Origin of the sequence: Moraxella pluranimalium (assembly GCF_002014825.1) — a bacterium.
GTDB lineage: Bacteria > Pseudomonadota > Gammaproteobacteria > Pseudomonadales > Moraxellaceae > Moraxella > Moraxella pluranimalium.
Map to the genome: position 1 here is coordinate 24,694 of NZ_MUYU01000029.1, position 12,754 is coordinate 37,447.

Consider the following 12,754-nt stretch of genomic DNA (forward strand, 5'->3'; position numbering starts at 1 on the left):
TAGTTAAAAATAGTTTTGAAAATTACGCTCATCACTTTGCCAAAATCAGTGGCAAAGCCTGCCTATTATAGCACAATTCGCCCTACTCTATACAAAATTTGGCAAGCGATTCTGGCAATTTTCATCAACAATCCGCCTGCCATCCCTTGTAAAATCGGTGATTTGCCTGCATAATGATAGGATTATCGTTGTAAATTCATTCACCAAACTGGATACTTTGATGACACAGATGACCAAACCTTCAAAAGCATCTCGCCAAATCTCACTCGTGCTACTTGGTGCAACAGGTCTAGGACTGACTGCCTGCTCGCCTGCCGAAGCACCGCAAACAACCGCACCTGCACCGCAAGAGCAGACACAGCAGTACACCAGTGCTGAAGCACAAGCCCTACAGGAGCAAGCCGCCGCCCTACAAGCCCAAGCTGCTGAGCTTGAAGCACAAGCACAGGCTGAGCAAGCTGCCGCTGAGCAAGGCACAGGTGAAGCCACCGCTGAAAATGGCAGTGGTGTCGGTACTATGCTGGGTGCTGCCGCTGCTGGTGCTGCCGCTGGTTATCTGGCAAGTAAAGCCGCTGGCGCAGGCAAAGCGCAGACAGCCGCTGCATCACAAACTGCCCAAACGCCAACCACCACGCAGCAGCCTGTACAAAACACCCAACAACAAACCGCCAACCAAAACCGCCAATCGCTAGCACAAGCCACAGCGGATAATAAGACAGGCACGACCCGTCAAGGTTTTGGGGCAACTGGCGGTAGCACGAGCGCTGCATCGTGAGACGCATCAAGGTCGCCCCACGCCCCGACTGGCAAGGGGAAATGGCTCGTATTGGCTTTGATTATCACAGCATCGATGGCAATTATTGGCAAGAAGATGCCTGCTATATCTTCGATGAACGCCAAATCGATACCATCGAAACCGCCACCGAGACACTGCATCAGATGTACCTACAAGCCGTCGCCCATGTCGTCAAAACAGGCGACTATGCACGGCTTGGGCTATCAGATACTGCTGCACGCCTGATTGAGCACAGCTTCAAAAATCGTGAGCCAAGCCTATACGGTCGCTTTGATTTGTGCTTTGATGGGACAAACGCGCCCAAGCTATACGAGTACAATGCCGACACGCCCACTTCCCTGTTTGAAGCCAGTGTCGCACAGTGGTATTGGCTACAGGCACAAGGCGGTGAGCTGAGTGGCGCTGACCAGTTTAATAGCATTCATGAACGGCTATTGGTGGAATTTGGGGCGATGAAGCCTGCGATTGGGCAGGATAAGCTGTATTTCACCGCTGTCTCTGCCAGTGTCGAAGACTACACCACCACCCGCTATCTACAAGATGTCGCCATCCAAGCAGGGCTTAATACCGACTATATCGATATCGGTGCGATTGGTCATCGGGCGCATGATGGGCGATTTACCGACTTACAAGACCATGCCATCAGCCATCTGTTCAAGCTGTATCCGTGGGAGTGGCTACTCTCCGAAGCCTTTGGCAGTCATATCGAGCACAGTGGCACGCAGTTTATCGAGCCTGCTTATAAGCTACTCATGAGCAACAAAGCTTTGCTTGCTGTGCTGTGGGAGCTATTCCCAAATCATCCAAATCTGCTACCAGCAAGCCTAAACCCATCTGCCATCGCAGGCAATATGGTCAAAAAGCCATTTTTCTCTCGTGAAGGGGCAAACATCAGCCTGCACCAAGACGGCATGAACATCGCAACCGATGGCATCTATGGTCAAGAAGGCTATGTTTATCAAGCACTTAGCCCACTACCGCAGTTCACCAATCATCAAGGCCAAGCTGTCTATACAGTGATAGGTAGCTGGATTATCGGTCATAGCCCAGCAGGGATTGGCGTGCGTGAAGACAGTACACTGATTACTAAGGATACAAGCTTGTTTGTGCCACACGCATTTATGTGATGTAAGTTTAACAACTTGTTTTTACAAGCTTATAAAAAAACCGTTCGTAACGCTTATCACGGCACGAACGGTTTTTTATTATCCATCATATTTTGACAGCTTAAGCAAATACAATCCACTTCCCATCACACTCGCCCTTTGAGCATTCGATGCCATGTCTGATAATCAGACATGACACTCTCTACACTCGCCCAAAACTCACGGCTGTGATTAGCGTGAATCAGATGGCACAGCTCATGCACCAGTACATAATCCGTGCAAGCCTTAGGATAGCTGACCAGATGCGTAGAAAGTGCGATTTTGGCGGTGCGTACATTACAACTCCCCCAGCGACTCACCATCGGCTTGATGCTGATATAACTTGCTGATTTGCCGACTTTGGCTTGCCATTTTTCTAGAATGTCATCAACATAGTTTGCCAATTCATAGCGGTCAATCCATGCCTTGCAGTCATCGGGTGCAAGCGTCGTCAGTCGCCTAAATGTGCGTGCGTGGATTTGGTGCTGATGGCTTGCTAGCCACATTGCCAAATCAAACGGCTCGCCCCACAGATAGCCCATCGCTGCCGGCTTTTGCTCATTAGCTTGGATAAGTTTTTGGTGCGCAGATACCGCCCAATCATAGCGCGCACGAATCATCGCAATCAGCCGATGCTCGCTGATATGCACAGGATAGCTGACCAAAAACTCGTCCAATTTCACCCGAAAGTTGATGTTTTTGATGCGTTTTTTGGTCAATATAAGACGCATACCTGCTTGAGCAAAGTCATCGTGCAAGCTTGCCAGTGTGTCTTTTTGATTTATCCAATTGAGCACTGATTTGACCTGTGATAATGATTATAAAATTGCACAAATTGTACCATGCTTAGACCAATTTCACCCAACAAAAAACGAGTCATCGGCTGATGACTCGTCTTGCAAAAGTGCAATCAAAGGGGTTGATTACATATTTTGTGGGGTGTTGATGGTTAGCTCAACACGGCGGTTTTGGGCACGGCCTGCGTCAGTTGCATTTGATGCAACAGGTTGTGCTTCACCATAACCAACTGCTTGGATACGGCTTGCTGATACGCCTTGGCTGACTAGGTAGTTAGCTACCGATAGCGCACGCTGTTTTGATAGGTTCATGTTGTACGCATCAGAACCGTTTGAGTCAGTGTGACCAGCAACGACGATGGTTGTTTGGTCATATTGCTTCATGGTTTGTGCCAATTGGTTTAGGCTGGTTGTGAATGATGGGTTTAGTGTCGCATCATCATAAGCAAAAGTGATATTGCCCGGCATGACAAGGTTGATGTTACCTGTGGTTGGGTCTTGTTTCACTTCAACGCCAGTGCCTGCCATTTGAGTTTGGATTTGCTTAGCTTGCTTTTGCATATATGCACCAGCTGCACCGCCGATGACCGCACCGATTGCTGCATCACGGCCAGTGTGCTCACCGCCAGTTGCTTTTGAGATTGCTGCGCCACCTAGTGCACCAGCGACTGCACCGATAACAGCTTTATTGATGCCTGTGCCAGTGGTGGTTGTGCCTGTTGTACCTGAAGTTGATGCACAGCCTGCCAATGCAACGCTTGCTGCCAATACTGATACGCCTAGAACTTTCATGCTTTTCATCGTTTTCTCCTTGTTGAGAATGTTTATAAACGCCATCAAAAACGCTTGATGACTTGCTTGGTTTGTATTATGAACGAAAATTCTTACTTGTTTGTAGTAGCTGTGTATCTGCTTAGTGTATTTTCTATAATTTTTAATTGAAAAATTTTCTTAATTGCCATACAGTTTGTATAAATTTTATGCAAATTCATTCAAAATCCATCAATTCTGTACAAAAATCATCCAAATTTATCGCCAATTTTTCCATACATCGTCTTACTAGCAACAAATCATCGGCAATATTGTTTCAAAATTTGTCAAAAATCGCCCCATTTACAGTCTGTATCGTAAATTCTCGCCGTTTTTGGTGGTTTTTTGATAAAATAAGATAAATTGTGAACACTTGTCGGCATTTTGACACACTCTGTAACATTCTCGCTGAATTTGGCGATGTGTACGATGTGTGATGTGTTAAAGTAGCAAAAGTTATCGTTTCATGCCGTCAAGTTTAGCCAAATGGAATTTATCATGACCCAAACAACCCCCAAGCGTAAGCCCTTTGCTCTATTTCAAAAGCTCCACGACGGCACGCCCAAGCTTGCGCAAAAATTATCACTCATCACAAGCACGGGCACGATTGCTGCCAATAGTCTTGCCTTTGGCTTGCCTGTTATGAGTGCAGGCATCTTAAAGACACTGACCAAATCCAAGCGTGCAGATGATACCGTCATTGGCATCGCCAATCATTGGATTAATACCAATAACTTATTGATTGATAAGGTATTACCAAAAAAAGATTGGCGCATCACCCTGCCTGATGACCTAAACCCCAACGGCAGATACCTACTCATCTGCAACCATCAATCATGGGTGGATACGAGTATCATTCAGTACATCAGCGAAAATCGCCTGCCGATTACCCGTTTTTTTGCCAAGCATGAGCTGATTTATATTCCAATTGTCGGTCAGACCTTTTATTTTTTGGACTTTCCGATGATGAAGCGCCACTCAAAAGAAGCGCTTGCCAAAAATCCTGCGCTTGCCGGCCGTGACATCGAAGAAGCTCGCCGTGCCTGTCAGCTATTGACCGGTAAGCCTTTTGTGCTACTCAATTATCTTGAAGGCACTCGCTTTACCCCTGCCAAGCACCAAAAACAGCAGTCGCCTTATCGACATCTGCTCAAGCCCAAAGCGGGCGGTTTTGCGCTTGCCATCTCAAGTCTAGGCGAAGAGATTGACGGTATCTTGGATATGACCATCGTCTATCCTGATGGCACACCCGAATATAGCGATTTGTGGTCGGGCAAATTGACCCGATTAGGCGTGAATATTGAGCACATCAAGCTTGATGATGCATTGTTTGATGCGCTCAAGCGTGGCGAATACAACAGCAATGATGCCATCAAAGCCGAGCTATTTACCGCACTTGATACGATTTGGCAAGCCAAAGATGCCCAGATTGATGAGATGCTTGCCGACTTTGGCAATGACACACACTGATTTTTTGATGCATCCTTTGCACTTTTTTTAAGCGATATTTAAGCGACAACTATGCGACAAACCCCTGATTTAGACGATTTTAAACTGCCCCAACAGCACGAACTGCCTGATGATGTCATCCCCATCTATGGCACGGACAAGGATGAGACACGAGAAGTCAGCACGGCTAAGCTTGCCTATGACATCTTGATGTTGATTTTGCTTGTCATTGATTTGACCCTGATTGCGGTGGATAATATTTTGATGAGCGAATTTGCTGGTAGTATCGTAAGCTATCTGGGTGTGCCTGATGCGCTCAGCACTTATCAAAATACGTACCATCTGTCGGTGGCGACGGTGGCGGGATTTTTTACCATCTTTTGGGTGGCGGATTTGAGCATTCGTTGGCTGATTGCCATCAAAAAACGCACTTATTATCGCTGGTTCTTTTTCCCATTTGTGCATTGGTATGAAGTGCTTGGCTGTTTTCCTGCACTGCGTGCGTTTCGACTACTGCGTGCGGTGGTGATTATCAAGCGACTACACAGTCTTGGTATCCAAGTCATCCCCGAGCAATGGCTCAAATCGGCTCGTTTTTATTATCATATCTTATTAGAAGAGTTGTCTGACCGTGTGATTTTGACGGCGATTGATAATTTTCGAGCACAGCTTAGCCACAGTCAAAATCATGGCGAGCTACTACACCGCACCGTCAGCCAAAACCGCCATGAAATCGAAACGGCACTTTTGACCATGCTACGCACCGAGCTGACCCCACGCCTGCAAGCGGCGCTACTTGCCGAACAAGGCGCTAAGCTGTCCGCCGATATCGGTCGTGCTGTCGAAAAAGCACTCATCGATACGCCTGAATTGCGTAAATATCTTAAGCTGATTCCGATTGCTGGCGGTATGATTGAGTCACAAATTACCAATGTCGGTAAGCACATCGGCGAGAATGTCACTACCGCCATCAATGCACACCTATTCAATGATGAGACGCTTGACGGGCTAATGCAATCGGTGGCGCATGGCGTGGCGCAGATTGATACATCACGCCCAGAAGTGCAGATACTTGTGACCGATATCGTCGAAGATGTGCTAATCGCCTTTGAACAACAAGTCAAAGAACAGCAGTGGAAACACGCTCAGCAGCTGCCGTTGTAAATCTTGATTATCAAGCCAAAAGCAGAATGCCAGTCATTCTGCTTTTTTTATCACACTTATCATACATGACAAGGCAAATCTGATACAATATCGCTTTTTTTAGATGATGATATCGCCATGCTACTTGACCTAAACCGCTATCAATTCACCACCTACAAAAAAGAGCTGTCCGAGCTGATTACGCTTGGTATTCCCATGCTACTTGCGCAGGTTGCCCAAGTCGGCACAAGCTTTGTTGATACGGTGATGGCAGGTGGTGCAGGCAAGTCAGATTTGGCAGCAGTGGCACTCGGTAGCAGTGTCTTTGTGACTGTCTATGTAACCTTGATGGGAGTGATGACATCACTCAATCCGATGATTGCTCAGCTATTTGGCGCAAAAGGCAGTCATGAAGTGGGTGAGATGGGACGACAAGGGCTGTGGTACGGACTGATTATGGGTATCATCGGCATGGGGCTGATGTGGCTTGCGATTACGCCGTTTAAGCTATGGCTGGATGTCAGCGAGCAGACGCTCACCATCGCCGAGAATTATCTATGGTTCATCGGGCTTGCCATGCCTGCGGCGATGATTCATCGAGCCTTGCACGCTTATGCATCAAGCCTAAACCGCCCCAAGCTTATCATGTGGGTCAGCTGGCTGTGTTTTGTGCTGAACATTCCGTTGAACTGGATTTTTGTTTATGGCAAATTTGGGATGCCTGCGTTGGGCGGGGCTGGCTGTGGGCTGGCGACGGCGATTGTATTTTGGGTCAATGCCGCCGTGCTGTGGGTGCTGATTGTCAAGGATAAGCACTTTGACCAATTTGGTCTGATGGCACGATTTAGCCTGCCCAATCCCAAAACCTTAGGCGAGATGACACGGCTTGGCGTGCCGATTGGCTTATCGTTTTTTATTGAAGTGAGCCTATTTACCTGTATCATGTTTTTGGTGGCGAAATTGGATGGCAATACCGAAGATTTTGTCGCTGCACAGCAAGTTGTCATGAGTCTAACAAGCTTGATTTTTATGATTCCCCAAAGTCTTGGCAGTGCATCGACGGTGCGTGTGGGCTTTAGTCTTGGACAAGAGCGATTTGCGCGAGCACGCTATATCTCAGGCGTGGCGATTCTCTCAGCGATTGTGGCATCAGTTGGCACGGCGTTATTTCTCGTGGCGTTTCGCTATCCGCTTGCGCAGATGTACACCGATGATATGGCGGTGATTGAGATTGCGGCATCGCTGATATTGTTTGCAGCGGCGTTTCAGCTGGTGGATGCGGTGCAATGCGTGGCAAGCTATGCCCTGCGTGGCTATAAGGTGACAAGTATTCCGATGGTGATTCACATCATCGCCTTTTGGGGCTGTGGCTTGATACCGGGCTATGTGATGGCATTTTTTGGCGGTATGGGGATTTATGGCTTTTGGACGGCACTGGTCATCTCGCTTGGCGTGGCGGCGGTGTTTTTGCTATGGTATTTAGAAGTGCATAGCAAAAAAGTGGTGCACGAATCACGAGTACGCACACTCGGCTGATGATTTATTGCCAAGCTATTGCTTGTCCACCATCAGCATGAGGTACGCCCTGCCACCATGATGTCTGCGTGCAACCAAGTGATGCAAGCGCATCATCCACCAAGTCCACAAGCATGACTTGGCCATCATCACGAACAGACAGCTTGGCATAGCTTGCTTTGGCATAGCACTCGCCCAAGCCTTCGGCAAACATAAAGCTATCGGTTGCAGGATACCACTGCCATCTGTTGTGTTTGAGCATTAACGGCGTATCATGCTTGGCAGATGCTTGCCAATCGACACTGACAATACGCCCATCGCCATCAATCTGCGCCCATGCTTGACGCCATCGAGCGGTTTCACTTATCATCCCACCATCATTCACGCCTGATAATTCATAGCCTAATTGCATATAATCACCCTGCATGAGCGATCTAGGATCGGCAGGTGCGAGCTTGGCATAGACAGTCTGCCCCTGCGATAGATGCTGTTCATGCTGATAAATCAGCACACCGCCTACGATTGTCGTTAGTAGGGCAATGATGATTGGTTGCAATTTCATACACTCACCCCCTTGATAGACTCAGCAGATACTTGGCGATCTAGCAAAACACCCATCGTCAGCACCACCACACCACTCACAAAAATCGTGGCAAATTTCACCAAAAACGGCAACGATAACTGATAATAAAACAGCCACAACAGCCCAATCCCCACCATCAATGCCAGTGCATACACCAGATAATCACGACGCATCACCGCCACCCCAAGCACCATCAGCACCGCAAGCAAATGCCCATAGCCAAACCCTGCCACCACCCCAAGCGGCAATAGCCACAGCATCACGCTCATCGGCAAGCGAGCAAGTAGCACGCCAAATAGTATCAATAATGGCAACGCCGCCATTACTTGATTATCCAGCTGATGCCCAGCAACGCCAAAATACGCCCCAAATCCTGCCACCACCGACAGCACCAAGCACGCCGCCCATCGCCATGACAGATGTGCCCGCACTAGCCACGCCTGCTTGCTCAGCAAAAATACAGGCAATAAGCCAAGCGCATACAACCCCACCCCCGATGGACTTAGATGCTCATAATCGGCCAGCCTATCAAACGACCCAAAGCTTTGCACCACCATCGATAGATATAACGCCATCGTATGCACAAGCAAATACAGCCAATGCACACGGCATCGCCACAGTAGCACGAGTACACACGCCTGCACTGCCATCAGCGCCCATAGACTGTTTTGCTTAAGCTGATCCAACAGCGTATATGCCACAAGCCCCATGCCGACGATTACGAGTGCATAGCCCAGATGGCGAGCATAGGCACTGTATTGCCATTTGATTAGCCCCCCAAAGCCAAGCATCAGCACCACGAGCGCATACACGGCATTCACCCACACCGATGACACACCCATCAGCACATCCACCACCAGCCAAATCAAGGCAAATAAGCTACTTAGCCAACCACCAACGGCAAGCAGTGCTGTTTGGACTTTGGCAAGATTTTGCCCAAAGTGCTGATAAATGCCAAAGGCAAGCGCCCCAAACCACACATGAGCCAAGATGGTAATGACAAGCAAAGAGTGTATCTCAAGACCCATCACCACAGCGCCAAACACCGCCAACGCCCCACCGACCACACCAATGGCAATGCTTGCCGTCTGCTCAGATGCCGACAGGCGAACCCTTGCCCATAGTGCAAATAACCACGGCGAGACCACCACCATAAGCGTACAAAACAACTGTGCTGCCGACAGCCTAGACCAATCAACACTTGCCGTATAAACCGCAATCATCGACAAACCCAGCGCCACAAGCCACGACAGGCGACACCGCCCAAATACTCGCCACCCCCCAAGCAACAACACCATCGCCCACGCAGGATACCAATACTCATTCCATGCCATCTGATCGACCGTCAGCCACAGTGCAATCTGCGACACCACCATCAATAGCACCATCGCCCCGTCATTGACCCGATACAGCCACGGCACAATCAATAGTGACCACAGCACAAACAGCCACAGACTATCTGCGCCCGTCTGATACACCTGACCAATCACCGCAAGCAGCAGCCCCGCCATCAGCGCACACACCGTATGCAGCGCACTCATCCACACGCCCGCCGTACGCAGACTCGCCACAGCAGACAGCATAAGCACCGCCATCGGAATGGCAATCTTGACCATATCGGACAGTAGCAGCCAATTTGCCCCCACAAGATACAACAATGACACCGCCACGAGTGCCAAGCCAAATAGCCCAAAATGCGCCGTCATCTGCGGTGAGATGAGTGCGTGTGCGATGGTGGTTGATGGCGTTTTTGCCGGTGTTGTCTTGATGCGTGCCATGTGTTTATTCCAATAAAAAAATACCGCCCATAATCATTATAGGCGGTATTTGCAACTTGGCAATACCAAGCGATTAGATTGCTTCGATTTCTTCAGCTTGTGGGCCTTTTTTGCCTTCGCCTAGAATGAATGATACTTTTTGACCTTCAGCAAGGGTCTTAAAACCAGAACCTTTGATGGCGCTATAATGTGCGAACACATCTTGACCGCCATTGTCTTGAGCGATAAAGCCAAAACCTTTTGATTCATTGAACCACTTAACAGTGCCTAAAACTTTGTTTGACATAATATTTTCCTAATTTGGATGATGAAAAGCGTAAAACACGCAACTTATGCTATTCATGCAAAACTTACAAAACGATCGGGATCACGGGCAAATCACCCTAACTTCTTCACTCATCCAAATAAGAAACTTACTGGTCTTTCTAAAGAATGCTTGATACCACTGCGTCTGTCTGCAGTTATCAAAGTCATTTCGGTCTAGACCAAGAAAAATCTATGCCTAAACTAAATCAAACTCTGGTACATAAATACCATGAGAATTATTATAACAAATTTTTCTCAAAAAGTCTTAAATTATTTATAAAAATATTCACTCGGTGAATGACATCATCACAGTGGTAACTGAACCACGCCATAATGCCACGCCAATACCACCATGCACAATAATAAATACACGATGCCAAATGACTGACAAAAATTCATATAAGCACTCGGCATGATGATGTCATTGGGATCATCGGGCAAATCCTTGCCACGCACCAAGCGAAAACTATACACCAAAGTGGCAAACACATAGACGATATACGCCACAGGCACCGCACGCATCATGCCTTCTATTGGTAAAAAGTACAGTACAGCAGGCACAACAAAGCCCCAAATGCTCGTCGTGATGCTAATCACCATCAACAGCGGCGTATTCGGTAGGCGACCACCGTACCGACGCAGCAGCCCATTTTCGATAATAATCATCAGCGCCACAGCTAGGCTTGCCCACAGATAGATGGTGATGAGTAGCGGTTGGTTCATGGTCATCTCAATTGTCAAAATCGCTATTATAGCCAAAGCTTGGCTGTTTCGCTACTTTTCGGCCAAATTCATCCAGTGCAGACGACCTACACCCACCATATCCAGCCAAGCATCACTAAACAAAAAAACAGCCACCCCGCAGGATGACTGTTTTGGACAAATTTAGAACCGAGAAATTAGTTCTTTTCTTTGTCGATGATTTTGTTACCGCCAATCCAAGGCATCATCGCACGTAGCTTAGCACCAGTGGTTTCGATTGGGTGTGCTGCATTGTTGCGGCGACGAGCAGTCATTGATGGGTAGTTAGTCATACCTTCAGCGATGAACATCTTCGCGTATTCGCCATCTTGGATGCGTTTTAGGGCATTACGCATGGCTTTGCGTGATTCTTCGTTGATGACTTCTGGGCCAGTCACATACTCACCGTACTCAGCGTTGTTAGAGATTGAGTAGTTCATGTCAGCGATACCGCCTTCGTACATCAAATCAACAATCAGCTTAAGCTCGTGCAAACATTCAAAGTATGCCATCTCTGGTGCATAGCCTGCTTCTACTAGGGTTTCAAAGCCCATCTTCACAAGCTCAACTGCACCACCACATAGAACCGCTTGCTCACCAAATAGGTCAGTTTCGGTTTCGTCTTTGAAAGTGGTTTCGATGATACCAGAGCGGCCGCCACCCACGCCTGCTGCATAAGACAGTGCGAGCTGCTTAGCTGAGCCTGATGCATCACGCCATACAGCGATCAAATCAGGGATACCGCCACCTTTGGTGAACTCAGAGCGTACAGTGTGGCCTGGTGCTTTTGGTGCAACCATGATTACGTCTAGATCGCTACGTGGCTCAACTTGGTTGTAGTGGATTGCAAAGCCGTGAGCAAATGCCAAAGTTGCACCTTGCTTGATGTTTGGCTCGATGACTTCTTTATAAAGTTGGCGTTGGAATTCGTCTGGGGTCAAAATCATGACCACATCCGCACCAGCGACCGCGTCGGCAGTTTCAGCGACTTTTAGGCCAGCGTTTTCAGCTTTTTTCCAAGAAGCAGAACCAGCACGCAGACCGACAGTCACATCAACGCCTGAATCTTTTAGGTTCAATGCGTGTGCATGGCCTTGAGAACCGTAGCCAATGATGGCAACTTTTTTGCTTTGGATGATCGACAAATCACAATCTTTGTCATAATAGATATTTAGGCTCATAAGAGTTTCCTTGATAATTTGCCAAAATTGGCAGGGTTAAAGTTAAAAAAATTATTTAAATCAATTTAAAATCATTTACGAACTTTGCGCAAATCACCGATACAGGGTTGACCTTCAATATAGTCTTCTTCCGAATAAAAATGCGTACACTCATTCAAAATATTACCATATTTATCCGTATAGGCGATTTGGTTTTTGTTTAGCACTGAAACATATTCGCCATAACCAATAGGCATTACAGATTGATACTTACCTTGATACAATGTGTTAGTACTGCAACTAGCTACGCCAGCACAGCCACTACCAGTGATTTTGACTCGCCCATTTTTATTAATTTCAATATATCGATAATGACTACCACTGCCACCAAAAAGACCAGGTGGTACATTACCTGTTGCAGGGGTAAGATCAAAATCCCGCTTACCCACAAACGGTAAGTTATTTGCAACGGCAAGGGTTGGCAAGCAGACCAAAGCCAATGCCGTTAATACATTTATAACTTTCATCTAC

13 protein-coding genes are annotated in these 12,754 nt (G+C 47.6%); 5 read left to right on the forward strand and 8 right to left on the reverse strand.

The window, feature by feature from the left end; translation table 11 throughout:
* The first annotated feature begins 229 nt into the window (after positions 1-229).
* Both B0680_RS09565 and B0680_RS09570 read left to right on the forward strand, forming a co-directional pair.
* Positions 230-775 carry a hypothetical protein gene (locus B0680_RS09565; protein WP_228143794.1) on the forward strand — a complete coding sequence of 182 codons (546 nt, stop codon included), beginning with the start codon at positions 230-232 and terminating at the stop codon, positions 773-775.
* On the forward strand, positions 772-1,923 hold the full coding sequence (locus B0680_RS09570; RefSeq protein ID WP_078254870.1) for a glutathionylspermidine synthase family protein: 1,152 nt from the start codon (positions 772-774) through the stop codon (positions 1,921-1,923). The genes B0680_RS09565 and B0680_RS09570 overlap by 4 nt, the downstream gene beginning before the upstream one ends.
* 125 nt (positions 1,924-2,048) lie before the next feature.
* On the opposite strand, the gene B0680_RS09575 is transcribed toward B0680_RS09570, so the two are convergent.
* Complete coding sequence (locus B0680_RS09575) at positions 2,049-2,738, reverse strand: M48 family metallopeptidase (RefSeq protein WP_078254871.1); 690 nt, start codon at positions 2,736-2,738, stop codon at positions 2,049-2,051.
* 126 nt (positions 2,739-2,864) lie between these two features.
* Entirely contained in the window at positions 2,865-3,539 is a 675-nt protein-coding gene (locus B0680_RS09580; protein WP_143821414.1) for an OmpA family protein, read from the reverse strand.
* A 507-nt stretch (positions 3,540-4,046) separates the two neighbouring features.
* On the opposite strand from B0680_RS09580, the gene B0680_RS09585 reads away from it, so the two are divergent.
* The 3 genes from B0680_RS09585 (at position 4,047) to B0680_RS09595 (ending at position 7,676) form a co-directional block, all read left to right on the forward strand.
* Positions 4,047-5,018, forward strand: a complete 972-nt coding sequence (locus B0680_RS09585) for an acyltransferase (RefSeq protein WP_143821415.1) — start codon at positions 4,047-4,049, stop codon at positions 5,016-5,018.
* A gap of 51 nt (positions 5,019-5,069) precedes the next feature.
* Positions 5,070-6,161: a hypothetical protein gene (locus B0680_RS09590; RefSeq protein ID WP_143821416.1), complete on the forward strand. Its 1,092-nt coding sequence runs from the start codon at positions 5,070-5,072 to the stop codon at positions 6,159-6,161.
* Between the two features lie 117 nt (positions 6,162-6,278).
* On the forward strand, positions 6,279-7,676 hold the full coding sequence (locus B0680_RS09595; RefSeq protein ID WP_078254873.1) for an MATE family efflux transporter: 1,398 nt from the start codon (positions 6,279-6,281) through the stop codon (positions 7,674-7,676).
* Between the two features lie 4 nt (positions 7,677-7,680).
* On the opposite strand, the gene B0680_RS09600 is transcribed toward B0680_RS09595, so the two are convergent.
* From B0680_RS09600 to B0680_RS09625, 6 genes are all read right to left on the reverse strand, one after another.
* The gene (locus tag B0680_RS09600; protein WP_078254874.1) at positions 7,681-8,217 is read right to left on the reverse strand and encodes a GDYXXLXY domain-containing protein; all 537 of its coding nucleotides are present in this window, start codon (positions 8,215-8,217) and stop codon (positions 7,681-7,683) included.
* Positions 8,214-10,016: a DUF2157 domain-containing protein gene (locus tag B0680_RS09605; protein WP_078254875.1), complete on the reverse strand. Its 1,803-nt coding sequence runs from the start codon at positions 10,014-10,016 to the stop codon at positions 8,214-8,216. The genes B0680_RS09600 and B0680_RS09605 overlap by 4 nt, the downstream gene beginning before the upstream one ends.
* Before the next feature lie 73 nt (positions 10,017-10,089).
* Positions 10,090-10,302 (reverse strand): cold-shock protein, encoded by a 213-nt coding sequence (locus B0680_RS09610; RefSeq protein ID WP_078254876.1) that lies wholly within the window; start codon positions 10,300-10,302, stop codon positions 10,090-10,092.
* Between the two features lie 326 nt (positions 10,303-10,628).
* A complete protein-coding gene (locus tag B0680_RS09615) occupies positions 10,629-11,045 on the reverse strand; it encodes a hypothetical protein (protein WP_078254877.1) in 417 nt (138 codons plus the stop codon).
* A gap of 176 nt (positions 11,046-11,221) precedes the next feature.
* Positions 11,222-12,244 carry a ketol-acid reductoisomerase gene (ilvC, locus tag B0680_RS09620; protein ID WP_078254878.1) on the reverse strand — a complete coding sequence of 341 codons (1,023 nt, stop codon included), beginning with the start codon at positions 12,242-12,244 and terminating at the stop codon, positions 11,222-11,224.
* Between the two features lie 71 nt (positions 12,245-12,315).
* Positions 12,316-12,750 carry a hypothetical protein gene (locus B0680_RS09625; protein WP_078254879.1) on the reverse strand — a complete coding sequence of 145 codons (435 nt, stop codon included), beginning with the start codon at positions 12,748-12,750 and terminating at the stop codon, positions 12,316-12,318.
* Positions 12,751-12,754: the final 4 nt, after the last annotated feature.